The organism is Microbacterium sp. NPDC089695, assembly GCF_044749085.1.
Classification (GTDB): Bacteria; Actinomycetota; Actinomycetes; order Actinomycetales; family Microbacteriaceae; genus Microbacterium.
Map to the genome: position 1 here is coordinate 1,681,439 of NZ_JBIVHG010000001.1, position 19,538 is coordinate 1,700,976.

Genomic DNA, 19,538 nt, shown 5'->3' on the forward strand with positions numbered 1-19,538 from the left:
ACGGACGGGGGCGCGATCAGGCCGCGGCCAGGGCGGCCTTGGCGGAGGTCGTCCGACGGAGCGTCACCGCGAGGGTCGTCACCACGAGCGACAGCACGCCCCACACCACGAGGGCCGCGGCAGCCCCGCCGTTCGCGGCGATGAGACCCGAGAACGCGGATGCCGTCGGCAGCGCCGCCCCGAGGTCGGCGAGCCATCCGGGCACGGTCGACACGACCCCGGTCGCGATCGCGAGCACGCCGACCAGCGCGCTGATCCACCGGCCGATGCCGCCGAACACGGCCACCAGTGCCTGATTGACTGCCGCGAACGCGACGCCCGCGAGCACCGCCATGCCGGCGAACGCCCACCAGGTGCCGGCGTCGTAGCCCGCGACGATCTGCACGATGAGCGACACGAGCACGCCCTGGGCGGCGCCGATCGCCGCGGCAGGGGCGAAGGCGCGTAGAGCCAGTCCCGCCGACGAGCGACGCGAGGTCAGCGTGCGGGTCGTGTGAGCGCGCAGCACGATGAACGAGGCCAGCGCGCCGAACCAGAGCACGACGGCGGCGAGCAGCGGGATCGCTGTCGGCCCGAAGATCGTGTTCCCCGACCCCTTCGCCGCGACGGGATCGGCGATCACCGAGGCGAGAGAGGTCGACTCGTCGTCGCTGAACGAGGGGAGCGAGTCGGATGCCGTCGCAAGGCCGTCCGCCAGGTCGCTCGTGCCCGTGGCGAGTGTGTCGAGGCCCGTGGTGAGCTCGGTCGCTCCGGTCGCGAGATCCGTCACACCGGAGGAGAGTTCGTTCGCGCCGGAGGCGAGGGAGCGTGCTCCGGAGGCGGACGGCACGAGTCCCTCATCGGCGAGCTGCGTGAGCCCGCCCGAGAGCTGGGTCGCGCCGGCGCCGGCCTGCGAGAGCTGGCCCGCGATCGTCGACGTCGCCACGGCGTTCGCCTGCGTCAGGCCCGCGGAGGTCCCCTCGGCCTGATCGGCGAGGGTCGAGAGGTTCGCGCAGAACTCGGCGCCCGCGAGCAGCGGCTGGCACTGGTTCGCGAGGTCACGGGCGCTCGTCGCGACGGCCGCCGCCCCGCCGCTCACCTGCGCCGGGATGACCCCCTGCGCCTGCAGCTGCTGCGCTCCGGCGGTCAGCCCCTGACCGATCGTGCTCGCGCCACCGGCGGCCTCGCGGGTCTTCGTCGTGAGGGTGTCGAGACCGGTCGCGAGCGACGACGCACCCGAGCCGAGCTGGGTCGCCCCATCGGCCAGCTGGGCTGCTCCGTCCGGGATCGCGGCGGCGCCGGTCGCGGCATCCCGTGCTCCCGAGGCGAGCTGGGTCGCACCGTCGGCCGCCTCGCCGATCTGGTCGCCGATGGTCGTGAACCCGACCAGCACGTTCTTCATGGTCGCCTCCGACAGCATGGTGCCGGTGCTGGATGCCGCGACGTCGGCGATCTGGCTCGTGATGAGGTCGTCGGCGACGAGGCCGTCTTCGGGCGTCGTGACCCGGATCGTGGCCTGCTCGGCCGTGCCTCCGCCGTCGGAGATCGCCTGTCCGGCCGAGGTCGCGGCGGCCGAGAAGTCCTCGGGGATCGTCACGACGGCCTGGTACGAGCCGTCGGCGAGACCGTCGGCGGCGTCGTCCTCGTTCGAGATGACCCAGGTGAGGTTGGAGTCGAGGTCGTCCGAGCCGTCGACCAGACCGGCGGCGAGCTGACGGCCGAGGGGCGTGAGCTGTCCGTCGATCGTGACGGGCTCGTCGAGGTTGACGATCGCCGCGGTCATCGAGTCGAGGCGCTCGGTCGGGTTCTGCAGTGCGGCGACGAGGATGCCGCCGACGGCCGCCGGGAGCAGCAGGATGCCGAGGATGGTCAGCCAGGTGATGGGCTTGCGCGATCGGGCGCGCTCGATGGGGAGGGTCATGCGTTCACCTCGGTGGTGGCGGGCGCGGCCGGTGCGGTCGCGGGGGCGTCGATGTCGATGAGGAGGGGGGACGGGCGCCCGGCGGACTCGAGCAGGTCGCGGGCGGGGTCGGCGGAGACCGCCGTGACGACCAGGGCGGTCGACGGGTCGGCATCCCGCAGACGCGCGGCGACCTGATCGCGGTCGGCCCGGCTCAACCGGTCGACCCCGTCGATCACCACGACGGTCGGGCGGCCGCGCAGGGCTTCGTCGAGCTCGGATGCCGCGGCCGCTCCGTCGGCTGCGAGGACCGCGCCGACGTGAGCGCGCACCCAGGCGGCGCGACCGGGAAGCAGGTGTCCGGCGACGCGGAGGCGTCCGTCGTCGGGCGTCACGCGGCCGGCGATCGCGAGCGCGAGCACGCGCAGCGCGCCGGACGACGATCCGGTGAGTACGGCCGATCCCGAGGGGGCGACGCGCAGGTGCACGCCCTCGACACCGGCATCCGCGATCGTGAGGTCGTCGGCCGCCACGACCGCGTCGTCTCCCGGCCAGTCCGCGAGGTGGCGCTCGCGCTCCACGGCCTCGCCCTCGATGTCGACGCTCGGCAGGATCCTCTCGAGCCAGGCGGGGATCTGCCAGGCGTGCTCGCCGAGGATCGCCATGAGGGCCGGGATGAGGGTCATCCTCACGAGGAACGCGTCGATCGCGATCCCCGCCGCGAGTCCGAGCGCGATCGGCTTGAGCGAGGAGTCGCCTTCGGGCACGAACGCGACGAACACCGCGAACATGATGAGACCTGCGGCAGTGACGACCTTGGCCGACCCGGTGAATCCGCTGCGCACGGCGCGCAGCGCGGCGGCTCGGCGGGTGAGTCGGTCGGGGCTCTTGGCATCGGGGTCGTGCACGAAGTCCTCCCGCATGCGCGAGACGAGGAAGACCTGGTAGTCCATCGCGAGACCGAACAGCACGCCCATCAGGATGATCGGCATGAAGCTGATGATCGGCCCGACCTTCGCGACGTGCAGCAGGTCGGCGAACCATCCCCACTCGAACACGGCGCCGACGATGCCGAACCCCGCGACGATCGACAGCAGGTAGCCTGCCGCGGCCGTGATCGGCACCCACAGCGAGCGGAACACGATCGTGAGGAGGATGAGCGACAGGCCGATCACGAAGATGCCGAACGGCAGCAGAGCGTGGCCGAGCTGGTCGGAGATGTCGATGCCGACAGCCGTGAACCCGGTGACCTTGAGGTCGATGCCGTACTCGTCGAGCCACTCGTCATGGTGCGAACGCAGCTCGCGTACGAGGTCGGCGGTCGCGGGATCGTCGGGCGCCGTCTCGGGGATGATCTGCACGATGCCGGTGTCGGCGGTCTCGTTCGGGGTCGAGAGTGCGACCTCCTTGACGCCGTCGATCTGCGCCACCTCGTCGCCGAGGTCTTCCATGAGGGCGAGCGGGTCGGTCGAGGTGACGATCGTGCCGGTGAGGATCAGGGGACCGTTGAACCCGGCGCCGAACTCCTCCGCGACGAGGTCGTAGCTCTGCCGCGCCTCGTTGTCCTTCGGCAGCACGCCCGCGTTCGGCAGTGCCAGGTTCAGGCTCAGCGCGGGGATCGCGACGATGCCCAGGCCGAGGACGACGGCCAGCGACACGAGGATCGGGCGCTTCGTGACGCCGCTCACCCAGCGGTCGCTGAACCGACGGCGGGGCGCGGGTGCCGGCTTGTCCTTCGCGGGCTTCCGTTCGCGGCGAGGACGCCCGACGATGCGGCCCTTCATGAACCCGAGCATCGCGGGGGTGAGCGTGACGGCGATCGCGACGGCCACCGCGACGGCGGCGGAGGCCGCGACGCCCATGGTCGTGAGGAACGGGATGCCGGCGAAGCCGAGGCCGATCAGCGCGATGAGCACCGTGACGCCGGCGAACACGACGGCGGAGCCGGCGGTGCCCACGGCGCGGGCCGTGGACTCCTCGGGGTCGACGCCGTCGCGCACCTGATCCTGATGCCGCGCCATGATGAACAGGGCGTAGTCGATGCCGACGGCGAGGCCGAGCATGAGGGCGAGCAGCGGCGTGGTCGACGACACGGTCGCGAAGGCTGTCGCGGCGAAGATCCCCGCCATCGAGATGCCGACGCCGAGCACGGCCGTGAGCAGCGGGAGACCGGCGACGACGAACGAGCGGAACGTCACGATCAGCACGAGCAGGGCGATCAGCAGTCCGACGGCCTCGGTGAGTGTCACGCCGGGTATCGAGGTCGCGAACAGGTCGCCGCCGAGGGCGGTCTGCGACCCCTCCGGCAGTTCGTCGGCGAGATCGGCGACCACCGCGCGCAGGTCGTCTTGCGTCTGAGCGGACACGTCGGTCGCCTGCCCGTCGAACTGCAGGCGGATGATGCCCGCGGTCTCGTCGTCGTTGATCATGCCGCTGACGGTCTCGTCGTAGGGCGAGGTCGCCGCGAGCACGGAGTCGTCGAGGTCGGTCAGGTGATCGACCGCATCCTCGATGTCCTGTCGATACGCGTCGTCGGTGATCGCATCGCCCTCGGCTGCCACGACGACGATCTGCGCGCTGGTGCCGCTGACCTGGGGGAAGGAGCGTTCGAGCTGTTCGAGTCCCGCTTGCGACTCCGTTCCCGGGATCGAGAACGAGTTGTCGGTGCCTGCTCCGAGCACGAGGGCGCCGGCGCCGGCGAGGCCGAGCGCGAGCATCCAGGAGACGAGCACGCGCCACGGGTGCCGGTAGGACCAGCGGCCGAGCGACGACAGGAGAGTGGACACTTTGCTCCTCGGGTGACCTGTTGGATACATGGATGTATCCGATACATATCTGTATCGTAAGGTGATTCGCCCGCCGGAGTCTGTGTGCAGGGTGTGAGAATGAATGGTCAGGAGGATTCGATGACGACGCCCGCTACTCGCAGCCGCGAGAACACCCGAGCGCGACTGCTCGACGCCGCAGCCCAGGTCTTCGCCGAAGTCGGCCTCGACGGGGCCTCGGTCGAGGCCGTCTGCGACCGCGCCGGATTCACTCGCGGCGCGTTCTACTCGAACTTCGAGTCCAAGGACGAGCTCTTCCTCATGCTCGCCGGCAGTGTCGCCGAGCAGCGCGTGAGCGCCGTACGGGCCCGTGTCGAGGAGATCGCCGCCGACGGAGGCCTCGCAGAGGACTGCGATCCGATCGAGCTCGTGCAGCAGATCATGGATGCCGGGAGCGACGACCGCCTCGGGGTCATGCTCATGAGCGAGATCCGAATCCGTGCACTGCGCGATGCGGCCTTCGGCGCCGCGTACCTCGCACAGGAGCGCGAGATGGTGACGAGCATCGCGACGATCATCACCGACATCGTCGAGGCGAGCACGCTCGAACTGCGCATTCCGGCGGAGGCGGCGGCACGCATGCTCATGATCATCTGGGAGGGCATGACCGTGCGCGGGGCGATGGCCGGTCACGATTCCGACCAGCTCCGTCACGCCGGCAGCGAGGAGCTCGGCCGCCTCGTGCAGCTGCTGCTCGTCTGAACGGTCCTAGTCCGCGGCGAGCATCTCGTGGCAGCGGCGGAGGCGGTCGAGCCACCAGTCGCGACGGTCGGCGGATGCAGCCAGACGATCGAGCGCCGCGGCATCGGGTACCGCGCGGGATGCCGGGATCGCCCCGTCGACCGGGCGCCGATCGGCCACGTCGTCGAGGAACAGGGATGCCGTGCCGAGGCCGCAGTCGTAGTCCAGTGTCGGCAGGGCTGCGGCGAGGGCCGCGCCCTGCGAGAGGCCGATCGCGGTGTCGAGGGCGCTGGAGACGACGACGGGGAGGCCGGCCGCCGTCACGATCTGCAGGGCGTGCGTGACGCCGCCCAGGGGCTGAGCCTTGATCACCAGGAGGTCGGCGGCCTTCGCCCGGGCGACTGCGAGAGGATCCGACGACTTGCGCACGCTCTCGTCTGCCGCGACCGGGATGCCCATGTACTTCACGCGTCGGCGCAGGTCGGCGAGCTCGGGCACGGCGGCGCACGGCTGCTCGACGTACTCGAGGTCGAACTCGGCGAGGGCGTGCACGGCGTGCTCGGCCTCATCGACGTTCCACAGGCCGTTCGCATCGACGCGGATGCGGCCCTCCGGGCCCATGATCTCGCGTACCGCGCGGACGCGGGCGACGTCGTCGGCGAGCGACTGCCCGGGCTCCGCGACCTTCACCTTGGCCGTCCGGCATCCGGCGAACCGTGCGAGGACCTCGGGTACCCGGGCCGCGTCGACCGCGGGAACCGTCGCGTTCACGCGGATGCCGTCACGCACCGGCGCGGGTTGGGGGCGCCACGCGAAGTCGATCGCGGCAGCGAGCCAGGTCGACGCCTCGGCGTCCTCGTACTCGACGAAGGGGGAGAACTCGGCCCACCCCTCCGGACCTTCGAAGAGCAACGCCTCGCGGGTGTCGACCCCGCGGAAGCGCGTGTGCATCGGGAGCGAGACGACGCGGGCCGAGTCGAGCAGGTCTGCGAGCGGAGGGATCATGCGCCCATTCTCGTCGATGTCTTCGACACAGACATGTGTCGTTGACAATGGTGTGTGTCACACACTAATGTGATCGACATGAACGAGACGCTCGACACGCACCTGCAGGAACTGCGCCGCGGCACCGTGGTGCTGGCGTGCCTGCAGCTCCTGCGCACCGCCGGATACGGCTACGCACTGCTCGAGCAGCTCGAGGCGCGGGGGTTCGCGACCGACGCCAACACGCTGTACCCGCTGCTGCGCCGTCTTGAGAAGCAGGAGTACCTCACGAGCGAGTGGAACACCGACGAGGCGCGGCCCCGCAAGTTCTACCGCACATCGGAGGCCGGCATCCGGCTCGCCGACACCCTCACCTCCGAATGGCGTTCCCTGACCACGGCGATCGCCTCCCTCACCTCCGAGGAGAACTGACATGCCCATCACGGCCACACTCACCGAGCGCTACATCAGTGCGACGATCCGCGGTCTGCGTCCGGAGACGCAGGACGACGTGCGCGCCGAGCTCGAAGCATCCATCGCGGATGCCGTCGAGGCCCGTATCGGGCAGGGCGAGAGCTCTGAGACCGCCGAGCGCGCCGTCCTCACCGAACTCGGCGACCCCGGACTCCTCGCCGCCGGCTACGCCGACCGGCCGCTGCACCTGATCGGCCCGAAGTACTACCTGACGTGGTGGCGGCTGCTGAAGCTGCTGCTCTGGGTCGTGCCGGTGTTCGTGCTCCTGGCCGTCGCGCTCGGGCAGATCCTGTCGGGCGCGCCGACGGGTGAGGTGATCGGCTCGTCGGTGGTCGCGACCCTCGGCGCCGTCGTGCACATCTGCTTCTGGACGACGCTCGTGTTCGTGATCCTGGAACGGTCGAACAGCGAGACAAGCCTGCCGGAGTGGGATCTCGATCAGCTTCCCGAGCCGAGCGCGAACGGGGTCGGGCGTGCTGACGCGATCGCATCGATCGTCTTCCTCGTGCTCGGCGTCGGCGCCGTGCTGTGGGACGCGCTGCTCGGGTTCTTCCCCACGGGCGGTGCGCCCATCCCGCTGCTGAACCCCGGGCTGTGGCCGTGGGGCGTGACGATGCTCTTCGTGCTGATCGCGGCCGAGACGCTGCTCGCGATCGCGGTGTACGCCCGAGGCCGCTGGACCGTCGGCCTCGCCGTCGTGAACACAGTGCTCGCGGTGGCCTTCGCGGTGTGGGCGTTGATACTACTGGTGCGCGGCGAGCTCGTGAACCCCGCCTTCCTCGAGTTCGTCTTCGCCGACGGCATCGTCGAAGACGACGTGCTGCGCATCCTCGCGATCGTCACCGGCTTCTGCCTCGTCGCCTTCCCGCTCTGGGACATCGTCGACGGCTGGATCAAGACGGCGCGCGCATCCCGCTCGTGAGCCTCGGGCGTGCAGGAATAGGCTGGATGCCGTGACCAGCGCATTCGTCTCCGACCTGTTCGACCCCGACGAGTGGACGCTCGCGCCCGGCGCCGAGGACTACACCGACATCACGGCGCACGTGACGCACGACGGCGGTGTCGCGCGCATCGCCTTCGACCGTCCGGAGGTGCGCAACGCCTTCCGCCCGCACACGGTCGACGAGCTGTACCGCGCGCTCGACATCGCCCGCCAGGACCCGCGCATCGGCGCCGTGCTGCTCACCGGCAACGGGCCGAGCCCGAAGGACGGCGGATGGGCGTTCTGCTCGGGCGGCGACCAGCGCATCCGCGGGCGCGACGGGTACAAGTACTCCGACGACGAGACGGCCGTGCACGACCCCGCGCGCGCCGGGCGCCTGCACATCCTCGAGGTGCAGCGGCTCATCCGCTTCATGCCCAAGGTCGTGATCGCGGTCGTGCCCGGCTGGGCGGCCGGCGGCGGGCACTCCCTGCACGTCGTGTGCGACCTCACGATCGCCTCGGCCGAGCAGGCGCGCTTCAAGCAGACGGATGCCGATGTGGGCAGCTTCGATGCGGGCTTCGGCTCGGCGTACATGGCGCGGCAGACCGGGCAGAAGTTCGCGCGGGAGGTGTTCTTCCTCGCGGAGGAGTACTCGGCGCAGCGAGCGTACGAGGCCGGTGCCGTGAACCGTGTGGTGCCGCATGCCGAGCTCGAACGCGAGGCGCTCGCGATGGCCCGCACGGTGCTGACGAAGTCGCCGACGGCGATCCGCATGCTGAAGTTCGCGTTCAACGCGGTCGATGACGGTCTCGTCGGACAGCAGGTGTTCGCCGGCGAGGCGACGCGTCTCGCGTACGGCACCGACGAGGCCGTCGAGGGTCGCGACTCGTTCCTCGAGAAGCGCGCTCCCGACTGGTCGTCGTTCCCTTGGCACTACTGAACCATCGGGTCTGACAGAGGCGAGGCGCACATGGTCGGGTTGATCGCGATGGATGCCGAGGATCCGGTGCTGCTGCGTGACGCTCTCGCCCGTGCTCTCGACGGCGGACCGGCTCTGGGATTCGGGATGCTCGGCGACGCGCCCGACTGGGTGCCGCGGGGCACGGCGGTCGTCATCGCGACCTCGGGGTCGAGCGGCATTCCCAAACGTGTCGCTCTGAGTGCGGAGGCGCTGCGCGCGAGCGCCGAGGCCACGGCTCGGCGCATCGGTTCGGGACGCTGGCTGCTCGCGCTGCCGGGCGGATACGTCGCAGGGCTCCAGGTGGTCGTCCGCTCGATCCTCGCGGGAACCGAGCCGGTCGCGCTGGGCGGCCGGTTCTCGCCCGACGCGTTCGCCGAGGCGACGCTGTCGATGCTGCGACCGGCACCGGGCGACGGCATCCCCGAGCTGTACACGTCTCTCGTGCCCGCGCAGCTGTCGACGCTGCTCGATGCGGCCGCCGACGCGCCCGTGCGCGCGGCGCTGCAGGCTTACCGTGCGATCCTCGTCGGCGGTCAGGCGCTGCCCGAGCCGTTGCGCGAGCGGGCGTCCGACCTGGGCGTCCGCCTCGTGCGCACGTACGGTTCGACCGAGACCAGCGGCGGATGCGTGTACGACGGCGTTCCGCTCGAGACCGTCGCCGTGCGGACCGTCGACGGCGAGCTGCGCATCGCTGGTCCGATGCTCGCCGACGGGTATCTCGGCGACGGCGAGCTCACGGCCCGGACCTTCACGCATGACGAGCACGGCATCCGTTGGTATCGCACGGGTGATCTCGGTCTGGTCGACGACGGAGTGGTTCGGGTGCACGGCCGCGCCGACAACGTGATCGTGTCGGGCGGCATCAACATCTCGCTCGACCGCGTCGAACGCATCGTGCGTCGCGTCGCGGGTCTCAGCGGCGCCGTGGTCGTTGGCGTCGAGGACGCGCGGTGGGGAGAGGCCTCGGTGATCGTGGCTCCGCGCGGAGAGGCGCTGCGGCGGAGTGAGTCCGACCAGCTCGTGCAGGCTCGCGAGGCCGTGGCCGCGGAGCTCGGCAAGCACGCGCGTCCCGACCGGATGGTGCTCGTCGACGAGCTCGAGGTGCTCGCGTCGGGCAAGCCCGATCGCGAGGCGATCCGCCGGGCCGTGGTCGACCTGCGCTGAGCGCGAGAGCGCTCCGTCGGCGAGAACGTAGGCTCGTCGCGTGGAGATCCTGCGGTTGGCCGGCGGCCCCGGCGTCGGCAAGAGCGCCGTCGCCCGGCGGGTCGCGCAGCGCCTGCGCGACGACGGTGTGCGCGCCGGATACGTCGACATCGACCAGCTCGGCATGTGCTATCCCGCGCCGCAGGCGGATCCCGATAGATGGGCACTGAAGGAACGAGTGCTGGAGCGCGTCGCACGCGGCTTCGCGGATGCGGGGATGCAGACACTCGTCGTCTCCGGCGTCGCCGAGACGCGCACTCCGCCGACGCACGGGCGCCCCGCGACCTCGATCTGGCTCGACGCCGCAGAGTCGGTCCGTCGCGCGCGCCTGGCCGTGCGCGACTGGCCCGACGATCAGACGCTCAGGGCGCTCGCCGCCGGTACCGAGGAGTCCGCCCACGCGCACGCGGACTGGATCCGCATCGCGACCGACCACCTCACGGTCGACGAGGTCGCCGACGCGGTCGTCGACGTCGTCCGCTGCGCCGACGCACCGCTCGCCGAGCAGGCGCGCCCCGCGACAGTCGTCTCGGAGGCGCATGGGAGCGTGCTCTGGGTCACCGGACCGCGCCTCGCCGGCGCCTCGACGATCGGATGGCGGTGGGCCTCCGAGCTCTGGGCCGACGGGGTCCGGACGGGATTCGCGGACGCCGCGCAGCTCGCGTTCACGGGCGACTCCGACGCCCCCTCCGACGCGCTCGCGCTCGCCGGAGTCGTCGCCCTGCACGAGTCGTTCGCGCAGGTCGGGGCCGAGCACCTCGTGGTCGTGGCCCCGGACTCGATCGCGTCGGACGACGTCACCTCGGCGTTCCCGCACGCCGAGGTGGTCGTGCTCCGTCTCATCTCCGACGCGACATCCCGACGTGCGCATGCGGAGGAGCGACGGCACGGCCGCGGCCCGCACCTGGCAGGCGACGACGTGGTCGGTGCATCCGATGCCGAGATCGAGGCGCTGCTCGCGGCGACGGCATCGAGCGCAGCGTCCGCCGCAGCTCCCGGCCTCGTGGCCGTCGACACCTCGGGCATCGACGTCGACGCCACGGTGCACGCGGTGCGCACGGCGCTCCTGGCTCACGGCCCGGCGGATCGTCGCCCCTCTGGTTCCTGACACACTGGAGCATGGCCACCTACACGCACGGGCACCACGAGTCCGTCCTCCGCTCGCACAGCGTCCGCGACATCTCGAACTCCGCGGAGTATCTGCGGCCGCACCTGCACGCCGACACGCGACTCCTCGACGTCGGGGCCGGGCCCGGCAGCATCACGGCCGACTTCGCCGGACTGGTGGCGCACGTGACCGCGACCGAGCTCGACGAGTCCGCGCTGTCGCTGTCGCGTGATCTGGCAGCGGGACTCGGGCTCACGAACCTCGACTTCTCGGTCGAGGACGTGCATGCGCTGAGCTTCGCCGACGACTCCTTCGACGTCGTGCACGCGCACCAGGTGCTGCAGCACGTGGGCGACCCCGTGCAGGCGCTCCGGGAGATGCGCCGGGTCGCTGTGCCCGGCGGGGTGGTCGCGGCCCGCGATGCCGACTACGCGGGCTTCCACTGGTTCCCGCTGCTGCCCGAGCTCGACGCCTGGCTCGATCTGTACCGGCGCGCGGCGCGCGCGAACGGAGGCGAACCCGATGCCGGGCGCCGCCTGCTCGCCTGGGCGCGTGCGGCGGGCTTCGACGAGGTCACGGCGACGGCGTCGACCTGGTGCTACGCCACCGCCGAGGACCGCGCCTGGTGGGGCGGGATGTGGGCCGATCGCATCCTCGAATCCGCGCTGGCCCGCCAGCTCGTCGACGGCGAGATGGCGTCGCCGCCCGATCTGCGGGCGATCAGCGACGCGTGGCGCCGCTGGGCCGACGACGGCGACGGATGGTTCCTCGTGCCGCACGGCGAGATCATCGCCCGCGCATGACGTCGGCATCCGCCGGCGGATACATCCCCAGGCGGATGCGAGCCGTCTGCCGCGCCGCGTAGCGTGGGGGAGTGATCCGCCCGCTCTCGCGCACAGCGCTCGTCCTCGACATCATCGGGGCGTCGCTGCTGTTCATCATCTTCACCCCGATGTCGGTCGTGTTCTACGGGCCCGGAACGACGGGCCCCACGATCGACGGCGGCGCGATCGCCGCGGTCGTGATCTCCAGCATCCTGATGTTCGGGGGCGTCGCGATCGGACGCCTCGCTCCGGGGCTCGCCCTGATCGCCGCGTGGGTCGGCGCGGTGCTGCAGATGATCGCGGGATTCGGGCCGCTGCCGTCCGATGTGGCGATCCTCCTGGTGCTCTATGCGACGTCGGCGTGGGGCTCGAGGACCGTGCTGTGGTGGGGTTTCGGATCGGCGATCGGTGGGGGATTCGTCGCCGCGACCTACATGATCATCGTGAACGGCGTCGCGTTCGGCTCCGGCAGCGGCTGGGACAAGATCACCGCGGGCACCCTGCTGCTCGCGCTCTCGCTGCTCGCGCTCGGCTTCTCGTGGGTGTGCGGTCTGCTGTGGCGGGTCATCCTCCGCGCGCGCCGCACACGGACGGCGCAGCTGCAGGCCGAGTCGCTGGCTGCCGAGGAGCAGGAGCGCGTGCGCATCGCGCGCGACATGCACGACATCGTGGCGCACTCGCTCGCCGTCGTGATCGCGCAGGCCGACGGCGCGCGCTACGCCGCGGCCGCGAAGCCGGAGATGGCGACCGAGGCGCTGGGCACGATCGCGCAGACCGCCCGCGGTGCGCTCAGCGACGTACGGCTGCTGCTCACCCAGTTGCGCCACCGGCAGGGCGACGGCCCGCAGCCGACGCTCGCCGACCTCGAGGCGCTGTTCGCGCAGGTGCGGCAGGCGGGCATCGAACCGCGCATCACGATCGACCCGACCCCGCCCGGAGAGCCGCCGGGCGCGATCCAGCTCGCCGTGTACCGCATCCTGCAGGAGGCGCTCACGAACGCGCTCCGCCACGGCGACGGCGCCGTCGACGTGCACCTCGCATGGCTCCCCGACCGCGTCGACATCCGGGTGCGCAACACGGTGGCACCGCACCGCACGGCGGCGGCGGGCGGTCACGGACTCATCGGCATGCGCGAGCGCGCCCAGCTCGTGGGCGGTAGCCTGCAGGCGGAGCGTGTGGGGGCGGAGTTCGTCGTGCATGCGACGCTCCCGATCGGAGATGGTGAATGATCAGGGTCCTGCTCGTCGACGACCAGGCGCTGTTCCGTGCCGGCATCCGCATGCTCATCGCCTCGCAGCCCGACCTCGACGTCGTGGGTGAGGCGGGCGACGGCCGCGAGGCGATCGACCTGGTGCGGTCGGTGCGCCCGGACGTGGTGCTCATGGACATCAGGATGCCGGTCATGGACGGCCTCACGGCGACCGCCGAGATCCTGTCGCAACCGGACGCCCCCCGCATCGTGATGCTCACGACCTTCGACCTCGACGAGGCCGCGGCGCGCGCGATCCGGCAGGGGGCGAGCGGGTTCCTGCTCAAAGACGCCGACCCCGAGTTCCTGCTGGCAGCGATCCGCACGGTGCATTCCGGGTCGAGCGTGATCGCCGCCTCCGCGACGCGCGAGCTGTTCGAGCACTTCGCCGAGGCGCCGAAGCCCGTGCCGCCGCAGTTCGCGGCGCTCACCGACCGCGAGCAGGAGATCTTCGCGCTCGCGGCCCGCGGGCTCTCGAACTCCGAGATCGCCGCCCGCGAGTACCTGAGCGAAGCGACCGTGAAGACGCACATCAGCCGCATCCTCTCGAAGCTGTCGCTGCGCGATCGCGTGCAGCTCGTGGTGTTCGCGTTCGAGCACGGACTCGCCTGACTCGGGTGCGACACCGCTCCGCCGGATCATCCTCCAGATGTAGGCGGATGCGCCGACAGGCCGACGCGCCGGGAGATGCCCCGGAAATAGCGTCGATGACATGGAGATCACGACCAGCGACCTCGGGCTCGCCGCCCGCGTCCAGCACCTCACGAAGACCTACGGTTCGGGCGAGGGCACGGTCCACGCCCTCGACGACATCAGCGTCGGCATCCGCCGTGGCCAGTTCACGGCGATCATGGGCCCGTCGGGCTCGGGCAAGTCCACGCTGATGCACATCATGGCCGGCCTCGACAGCCCGACCGGCGGACGCACCTGGATCGGGGACACCGAGATCACCGGCCTCGGAGACCTCGACCTCACCATCCTGCGCCGCCGCCGCGTCGGCTTCATCTTCCAGGCGTTCAACCTGGTGCCCACGCTCACCGCGCTCGGCAACATCCTGCTGCCGTTCGAACTCGACGGCCGTCGTCCGAGCGCGCTCGAGAAGGCGCGCATCGACGGTCTCATCGAGACCCTCGGGCTCGGCTCACGGCTGCAGCATCGTCCGCACCAGCTGTCGGGCGGACAGCAGCAGCGCGTCGCGATCGCCCGCGCGCTCGCCACCGCACCCGATCTCGTGTTCGCCGATGAGCCGACCGGAAATCTCGACTCGAAGACCGGTCGCGAGGTGCTGCAGCTGCTCGCCGCGGCCAGCCGCGATCACGGACAGTCGATCGCCATGGTCACGCACGATGCGATCGCCGCGAGCTACGCCGATCGCGTGCTGTTCCTCGGAGACGGCCGGATCGTCGCGGATCATCCGCGGCAGAGCGCCGAGGAGATCTCGGCGTACATGCTGGCTGCGGAGGTGGCGGCATGACCGCCGTGGCCGAACCGCTCACGCGCACCATCGTGCCCGAGACCGCGGCGACGGGACCGCGGCTCGCGTGGCTGCGCGACCGCGGCATGGGGGCCAGCATCCTCGTCGCGGCGCTGTCGGCGGGCTTCGGCGTCGTGCTCGTCGAGACCACGGCCTTCCTGGGGGCGGTGCTCCAGGCCGACCCCTTCATCGGCGACAGCGACACGCTGGCCTTCGTCGTGGCTCTGCTGTCGGTGCTCCTGACCGCCGTCGCGATGTACGTCGCGGCGATCGTGACGGCGAACACGTTCTCGACGATCATCGCCGGTCGCACCCGGCAGATCGCCCTGATGCGGTTGATCGGCGCGACCGCGCGGTCACAGCGCGCCGAGGTCGGGCGCCAGGGGTTCGTCGTCGGTGTGATCGGCGCCCTGATCGGGATGCTGGTGGGGCTCGGCGTCTCGGCCGCGGGTGTGCAGATCGGCTCGGCGTTCATCGCGCACGTGCCGAGCGACTTCACGATCGCTCAGCCGTTCGTCGTGCTGCCGGCTGTCGGCGTCGCGCTCACGACATGGGCGGCCGCATGGGCGGGGTCGCGTCGGGTGCTCGCCGTGACGCCGTTGCAGGCGATCGGGGGATCGGTCGAGCGCACGCATGACGAGGTCTCGCGCAAGAGCCGTCACGTCGGCGCCTGGGTGCTGGTGATCACGGGAGCGCTGCTGCTCGGGGGCGGCGTGCTCGCGGGACTGCTCACCCCGGCGGGCATCGTCATCTCGTTCGTCGGCGGACTGCTGTCGTTCACGGGCTTCGTGATCGGCGCCGTGCTGTTCATGCCCCCGGTGCTGCGGCTCGTCGGTCGGGCGTTCGGCTCGGGTGCCACCGCACGGCTGGCCGCAGAGAACGCGCTCCGCCACCCCGAGCGGTCGTCGCGCATGGCGATCGGCGTGGTCATGGGGGTCACGCTCGTCACGATGTTCGCGGTCGCTCTGGAGTCGGTAAAGCAGATGCTGATCGGGCAGTCGGAGGAGTCGATCCCCGACGAGTTCTTCGCGCCGTTCGACGCCTTCGCCGGAGTGATGATGGTGCTCGTCGCCGTCTCCGCCGTGATCGCGGCGGTGGGGCTCGTGAACCTGCTCACGATCGGGGTCGTGCAGCGGCGACGCGAGCTGGGGCTGCTCCGCTCGATCGGGCTGTCGAACAGGCAGGTGCGCACGATGGTGCTGCTCGAGGCGACGCACATCACGGTCGCGGCGACGCTCACGGGACTCGTGCTCGGCGTGCTCTACGGGTGGATCGCGGCGCAGTCGCTGCTGGGCTCGACCCCCACGCTGCCCGATTTCGAACCGGCCGGTCTGGTGGCACCGCACGTGCCGTGGATCCCGGTGGCGGCCATCGTGGTCGCGACCGCCGCGTTGACGCTGGTCGCGGCGGCGACGCCGACGCGCCTCGCGACCCGGGTCGCCCCTGTCGAGGCGCTCGCCGCCGACTGATCGCGACGTCTCGCTGCCCCCGTCGACATACGAGCGGCGGGGGCAGCGGCGCACCCTAGGCTGGACGGATGCCGACTCCCTTCGACCAGTCCACGTACCAGGTGCGCCTCGAGTGGGGGGTCGGCGGGCTCGCACGCCTGGCGCCCGCCGACGTCGTGGTGGTCGTCGACGTGCTGCGGTTCTCCTCGACGGTGGCGGATGCCGTGGCCTCCGGTGCCTCGATCGCGCTCGATGACGCGCTCGCGTGGTCGCGCAACGGCGCGGCCGTCGCCGCGTCCGCAGGCGACGCCGTCGTGCTGATCGGCGGGATCCGCAACGCCTCGGCCGTCGCCTCCGCCATCACGACGATCCAGGAGCGCCGTCAGGCCCGCACCTCGGTCGCGGTGATCGCCGCGGGAGAGTCGGATGCCGACGGCATCCTGAGGTTCGCGGTCGAGGACCATCTCGGTGCGGGGGCGGTGATCGACGCTCTCACGACCCGCGGCATCGATCACACCGCGCCGGACGCCGCCGTCGCCGCCGAGGGGTTCCGCGCGCTGCGGCGTGCCCTTCGCCACATGGTCTCGGCGAGCGGATCGGCGCGGGAGATCGCCGACGGCGTGCCCGCGACCGAGCGGATGTCGGCAGCAGGCGTCACCCCGACCACGGCGACCGACGCCGCACAGCTCGATGCCGTCGACGTCGTTCCCGTGCTCCGTGACGGGGTCTTCGTCGCGTTCGAGTGAGTCTGATCGACGAGGCGATGCGCTCGACGTAGGGTCGGGGCATGAGATACGTGCCCGCTCTCATCCTCGACGCCGTCTTCGTGCTCGTGTTCGCGGTGATCGGCCGCGCCTCGCATCAGGAGGACCCCGGCGGCTTCCTCATCACGGCCTGGCCGTTCCTCGTGGCGCTGCTCGCGGGTCATCTGATCGCCGCTGCGCTGCCCGCCCGCCCACGGCGTCCGTGGTCGCTCCCGTGGGGCGTCGTCGTGTGGGTCGTGACGGTGACGGGCGGCATCCTGCTGCGCCTCGCATCGGGCGACACGGCGCAGGTCGCCTTCGTGATCGTCGCGACGCTGACTCTCGGCGTGCTGCTCGTGGGGTGGCGGGCGGTCGCCGCGCTCCTGCGTCGTCGCGCGGGGCGCTCTGCCGAAGCCGATGCGGAGGCCGATGCCGATGCCGATGCCGATGCCGATCCTGATGCCGATCCCGATGTCGACGTCGAGGCGACCGGAGACCCGGGCGTCGCCGAGGCCCCGTGGGCGCCGCACGAGGGGTCGGACGAGCCGCATCCGCGCTCGTGACCGCTCCTGCCGTCAGCGCGACATCTGCGCCGCGAGCCGCACGTCGGCGCTGATCTCACGCCGGGTCCACGTGAACAGGTGCCTGGCGTCGTACGTGCGTGAGCATCGCGCGCACGAGGTCGCCCTCGACGGCCGGCGGTGTCGGTAGGTCACGTGTCCTGCAGGGCAGCTGCCGACCCACGGAGCGAGTTCGACGGCCGTCTCGCCGTGATGCGTGGTGCCGCCCACGTAGCCGAGGTCACGCGCGACACGCTTCCAGGTCGGACCGTGCGCGGCGGCATGACCGGCGAGGGCATGCGCGACCTCGTGCAGCAGCACCTGATGGATGTCGTCGTCGTCGAACCGCGCGGCGAGGTAGCGCGACACGGTGATGCGCTTCTTCGAGTAGTCGCACTGCCCTGCGCGGCGCTTCGCGTGGTCGAAACCGAACGACCAGCTGTCGTCCAGATGCAGTGCGATGAGTGCTTCGCCCCAGACGCGCACCCGTTCCAGTTCCGCCATGCGCTCAGGCTAAGCCATACCGCCGACATCGCGGCGCAGGAGGGGCATGGTCAGCCGGCGAGCAGCTCCGACGATCGCCGGCGCTCGGCCGCCTCGATCGCGAGCAGCACGGTCTCGAGCTCGCGATCGTCCGCTCCGGCCTCGCGGCGCAGGAACAGCGACTGCTTGAAGCTCTCGCGCGCAGCGTCGTAGTCACCCGACTCGTAGGCGTTGCGGCCGTGGTGGTGGTGTGCGAACGCGGCGATCGACACCCAGCGCTGGCCCTCGGCCTCCGAGGCGCAGGTCGCGAGCTCCTGCTCGGCGGCCGCGTGGGCGCGTCGATGCTGCAGCACAGTGGCGTGGAGCACGCGGGCTCGCAGCACGTCCTTGCGCGTGCCGGCCATGCGTGCCTGCCGCACGGTGTCGTCAGCGAGCGCGAGCGCCTCGTCGAGCCGATCGAGGACCTTCAGCAGCCACACGCGTTCGAGGAGTGCGGGCAGGCTGCGCTGATGGGAGATCTCGTCGAGGCGTGCCGCGCATTCATCGAGATCGACCAGTTCGCGAAGGCTGTCCCGGTCGTAGCCTCGGATGACACTCATTGCTCTCCTTCCGCAGCATCCCCACACCAGTGTGCCCTCGATGAGCCCGATGGCCGGGGCGGCACGCCCCGGCCGGGCGCATCCGATTCCGAGACGCGCGGTCAGCGCAGGAACAGCGAGGCGTCGGGGCGCGGTGAGGCGACGGCATCCGCGTCCGTCACGATGCGTGCGCCCTGGATGAACGCCGCGACCTCCGCGCCCTGCGCGATCTTGGCCGGATGGGGCCCGGCCGCGAGCATCCGCGGCAGCCACTCGGTCGGCAGCGGCGTCGCCGATGCCGCGATCACGAGGTTGCCGAAGCGGCGTCCCTTGAGCACCTGGGTGTCGGCCAACACCCCGATCTCGGGGAGCACGTCGGCGATCGTCGCGACCTGACGGCGCGCGAAGGCGAGACCAGGGCCATCGGCCACGTTCACGAGCAGCACTCCGGTCGGGGCGAGCAGGGTCCGCAGCTCGCGGTAGAACTCGACGCTCGTGAGGTGTGCGGGAGTCTGCGCGCCGGAGTAGACGTCGGAGACGACGAGGTCGCACCTGCCCTGCAGCGCGTCAGGCAGACGGCCCACCCCCTCGCGGGCGTCGCCGATGCGCACCCGGATCGCGGCGCCGCGGGGAAGGGGCAGGTGCTCCCGCACGAGGGTGGCGAGCGGCGCCTCGAGCTCGATCACCTGCTGGCGGGAACCGGGACGTGTGGCCTCGACGTAGCGCGGGATCGTGAGCGCCCCGGCCCCGAGGTGCACGGCCGTGAGCGGACCCTCGGGGAGCTGGTCGATGACCGCGCCCATCCGCACGATGTACTCGAAGTGCAGGTGGGTGGGGTCGTCGAGATCGACGTGCGACTGCGGGGTGTCGTCGACGATCAACTCGAAGCCGCTCGTGAACTCCGACGGCGCGATGCGTGCGAGCCCCCCGTGATCGAGTCGCGCGTGCGGCTGCTCGGTGTCCCGTGAGCGTGTCCTACCCATATTCCGAGACTACGCGTGCCCGGGATCGCCGTCGTTCCCGGGCTGCCAGAAGCACATATCGGTGTACCGAGATGTCGCGGGAATGCGCTGATAGCTTCGGCGGCGCAGATGACGCTGGATCTCTGCATCCCCTCGGCGCCCCGTCATCCCCGGTGC

At 71.2% G+C, this 19,538-nt stretch carries 19 protein-coding genes; 13 read left to right on the top strand and 6 right to left on the bottom strand.

The genetic code is table 11. From position 1 onward, the window contains the following. Window positions 1–16 precede the first annotated feature (16 nt). Window positions 17–1,900 carry a YhgE/Pip domain-containing protein gene (locus tag ACIPYT_RS08190; protein WP_401072429.1) on the bottom strand — a complete coding sequence of 628 codons (1,884 nt, stop codon included), beginning with the start codon at window positions 1,898–1,900 and terminating at the stop codon, window positions 17–19. Further along, window positions 1,897–4,665 carry an MMPL family transporter gene (locus ACIPYT_RS08195; protein WP_401072431.1) on the bottom strand — a complete coding sequence of 923 codons (2,769 nt, stop codon included), beginning with the start codon at window positions 4,663–4,665 and terminating at the stop codon, window positions 1,897–1,899. The genes ACIPYT_RS08190 and ACIPYT_RS08195 overlap by 4 nt, the downstream gene beginning before the upstream one ends. Window positions 4,666–4,785: 120 nt before the next feature. On the opposite strand from ACIPYT_RS08195, the gene ACIPYT_RS08200 reads away from it, so the two are divergent. Next, entirely contained in the window at window positions 4,786–5,406 is a 621-nt protein-coding gene (locus ACIPYT_RS08200) for a TetR/AcrR family transcriptional regulator (protein ID WP_401072433.1), read from the top strand. A gap of 6 nt (window positions 5,407–5,412) precedes the next feature. Here the strand turns inward: ACIPYT_RS08200 and ACIPYT_RS08205 are convergent, their stop codons facing one another. Further along, window positions 5,413–6,390: an o-succinylbenzoate synthase gene (locus tag ACIPYT_RS08205; protein WP_401072435.1), complete on the bottom strand. Its 978-nt coding sequence runs from the start codon at window positions 6,388–6,390 to the stop codon at window positions 5,413–5,415. Between the two features lie 78 nt (window positions 6,391–6,468). On the opposite strand from ACIPYT_RS08205, the gene ACIPYT_RS08210 reads away from it, so the two are divergent. The 12 genes from ACIPYT_RS08210 to ACIPYT_RS08265 all read left to right on the top strand — a co-directional run bounded on the left by ACIPYT_RS08210 (window position 6,469) and on the right by ACIPYT_RS08265 (window position 17,341). Next, window positions 6,469–6,801, top strand: coding sequence for a PadR family transcriptional regulator (locus ACIPYT_RS08210; RefSeq protein WP_401072437.1), 333 nt, complete (start codon window positions 6,469–6,471; stop codon window positions 6,799–6,801). Window position 6,802: 1 nt separating this feature from the next. After that, window positions 6,803–7,765, top strand: coding sequence for a permease prefix domain 1-containing protein (locus tag ACIPYT_RS08215; protein ID WP_401072439.1), 963 nt, complete (start codon window positions 6,803–6,805; stop codon window positions 7,763–7,765). A 31-nt stretch (window positions 7,766–7,796) separates the two neighbouring features. Beyond that, on the top strand, window positions 7,797–8,708 hold the full coding sequence (locus tag ACIPYT_RS08220; protein ID WP_401072441.1) for a 1,4-dihydroxy-2-naphthoyl-CoA synthase: 912 nt from the start codon (window positions 7,797–7,799) through the stop codon (window positions 8,706–8,708). Between the two features lie 30 nt (window positions 8,709–8,738). Continuing rightward, the gene (locus tag ACIPYT_RS08225; RefSeq protein ID WP_401072443.1) at window positions 8,739–9,893 is read left to right on the top strand and encodes an AMP-binding protein; all 1,155 of its coding nucleotides are present in this window, start codon (window positions 8,739–8,741) and stop codon (window positions 9,891–9,893) included. A gap of 40 nt (window positions 9,894–9,933) precedes the next feature. Beyond that, window positions 9,934–11,040, top strand: coding sequence for a hypothetical protein (locus tag ACIPYT_RS08230; protein WP_401072445.1), 1,107 nt, complete (start codon window positions 9,934–9,936; stop codon window positions 11,038–11,040). Between the two features lie 11 nt (window positions 11,041–11,051). Then, complete coding sequence (locus ACIPYT_RS08235) at window positions 11,052–11,843, top strand: class I SAM-dependent methyltransferase (protein WP_401072447.1); 792 nt, start codon at window positions 11,052–11,054, stop codon at window positions 11,841–11,843. 71 nt (window positions 11,844–11,914) lie between these two features. Next, a complete protein-coding gene (locus ACIPYT_RS08240; RefSeq protein WP_401072449.1) occupies window positions 11,915–13,093 on the top strand; it encodes a histidine kinase in 1,179 nt (392 codons plus the stop codon). Continuing rightward, window positions 13,090–13,725: a response regulator gene (locus ACIPYT_RS08245; protein ID WP_401072452.1), complete on the top strand. Its 636-nt coding sequence runs from the start codon at window positions 13,090–13,092 to the stop codon at window positions 13,723–13,725. The genes ACIPYT_RS08240 and ACIPYT_RS08245 overlap by 4 nt, the downstream gene beginning before the upstream one ends. 100 nt (window positions 13,726–13,825) lie before the next feature. Then, window positions 13,826–14,587 (top strand): ABC transporter ATP-binding protein, encoded by a 762-nt coding sequence (locus tag ACIPYT_RS08250; RefSeq protein ID WP_401072454.1) that lies wholly within the window; start codon window positions 13,826–13,828, stop codon window positions 14,585–14,587. Then, window positions 14,584–16,056: an FtsX-like permease family protein gene (locus ACIPYT_RS08255; RefSeq protein ID WP_401072456.1), complete on the top strand. Its 1,473-nt coding sequence runs from the start codon at window positions 14,584–14,586 to the stop codon at window positions 16,054–16,056. Before ACIPYT_RS08250 ends, ACIPYT_RS08255 begins: the two co-directional genes overlap by 4 nt. Window positions 16,057–16,124: 68 nt before the next feature. Continuing rightward, the gene (locus ACIPYT_RS08260; protein WP_401072458.1) at window positions 16,125–16,781 is read left to right on the top strand and encodes a 2-phosphosulfolactate phosphatase; all 657 of its coding nucleotides are present in this window, start codon (window positions 16,125–16,127) and stop codon (window positions 16,779–16,781) included. 41 nt (window positions 16,782–16,822) lie between these two features. Next, window positions 16,823–17,341, top strand: a complete 519-nt coding sequence (locus ACIPYT_RS08265) for a DUF3054 domain-containing protein (protein WP_401072460.1) — start codon at window positions 16,823–16,825, stop codon at window positions 17,339–17,341. A gap of 12 nt (window positions 17,342–17,353) precedes the next feature. Here the strand turns inward: ACIPYT_RS08265 and ACIPYT_RS08270 are convergent, their stop codons facing one another. From ACIPYT_RS08270 to ACIPYT_RS08280, 3 genes are all read right to left on the bottom strand, one after another. Next, window positions 17,354–17,842, bottom strand: coding sequence for a SprT-like domain-containing protein (locus ACIPYT_RS08270; protein ID WP_401072462.1), 489 nt, complete (start codon window positions 17,840–17,842; stop codon window positions 17,354–17,356). A gap of 50 nt (window positions 17,843–17,892) precedes the next feature. After that, entirely contained in the window at window positions 17,893–18,420 is a 528-nt protein-coding gene (locus ACIPYT_RS08275) for a hypothetical protein (protein WP_401072464.1), read from the bottom strand. 101 nt (window positions 18,421–18,521) lie between these two features. Continuing rightward, window positions 18,522–19,382 (bottom strand): spermidine synthase, encoded by an 861-nt coding sequence (locus tag ACIPYT_RS08280; RefSeq protein ID WP_401072466.1) that lies wholly within the window; start codon window positions 19,380–19,382, stop codon window positions 18,522–18,524. Window positions 19,383–19,538 lie beyond the last annotated feature (156 nt).

Excerpts from the sequence above, each read along its gene's own strand:
- ACIPYT_RS08190 (WP_401072429.1), bottom strand. The coding sequence starts at position 1,900 with ATGACCCTCCCCATCGAGCGCGCCCGATCGCGCAAGCCCATCACCTGG.
- ACIPYT_RS08275 (WP_401072464.1), bottom strand. The coding sequence starts at position 18,420 with ATGAGTGTCATCCGAGGCTACGACCGGGACAGCCTTCGCGAACTGGTC.
- ACIPYT_RS08215 (WP_401072439.1), top strand. The coding sequence starts at position 6,803 with ATGCCCATCACGGCCACACTCACCGAGCGCTACATCAGTGCGACGATC.
- ACIPYT_RS08265 (WP_401072460.1), top strand. The coding sequence starts at position 16,823 with ATGAGATACGTGCCCGCTCTCATCCTCGACGCCGTCTTCGTGCTCGTG.
- ACIPYT_RS08245 (WP_401072452.1), top strand. The coding sequence starts at position 13,090 with ATGATCAGGGTCCTGCTCGTCGACGACCAGGCGCTGTTCCGTGCCGGC.
- ACIPYT_RS08235 (WP_401072447.1), top strand. The coding sequence starts at position 11,052 with ATGGCCACCTACACGCACGGGCACCACGAGTCCGTCCTCCGCTCGCAC.
- ACIPYT_RS08260 (WP_401072458.1), top strand. The coding sequence starts at position 16,125 with ATGCCGACTCCCTTCGACCAGTCCACGTACCAGGTGCGCCTCGAGTGG.
- ACIPYT_RS08255 (WP_401072456.1), top strand. The coding sequence starts at position 14,584 with ATGACCGCCGTGGCCGAACCGCTCACGCGCACCATCGTGCCCGAGACC.
- ACIPYT_RS08205 (WP_401072435.1), bottom strand. The coding sequence starts at position 6,390 with ATGATCCCTCCGCTCGCAGACCTGCTCGACTCGGCCCGCGTCGTCTCG.
- ACIPYT_RS08280 (WP_401072466.1), bottom strand. The coding sequence starts at position 19,382 with ATGGGTAGGACACGCTCACGGGACACCGAGCAGCCGCACGCGCGACTC.
- ACIPYT_RS08210 (WP_401072437.1), top strand. The coding sequence starts at position 6,469 with ATGAACGAGACGCTCGACACGCACCTGCAGGAACTGCGCCGCGGCACC.
- ACIPYT_RS08225 (WP_401072443.1), top strand. The coding sequence starts at position 8,739 with ATGGTCGGGTTGATCGCGATGGATGCCGAGGATCCGGTGCTGCTGCGT.
- ACIPYT_RS08270 (WP_401072462.1), bottom strand. The coding sequence starts at position 17,842 with ATGGCGGAACTGGAACGGGTGCGCGTCTGGGGCGAAGCACTCATCGCA.
- ACIPYT_RS08200 (WP_401072433.1), top strand. The coding sequence starts at position 4,786 with ATGACGACGCCCGCTACTCGCAGCCGCGAGAACACCCGAGCGCGACTG.
- ACIPYT_RS08250 (WP_401072454.1), top strand. The coding sequence starts at position 13,826 with ATGGAGATCACGACCAGCGACCTCGGGCTCGCCGCCCGCGTCCAGCAC.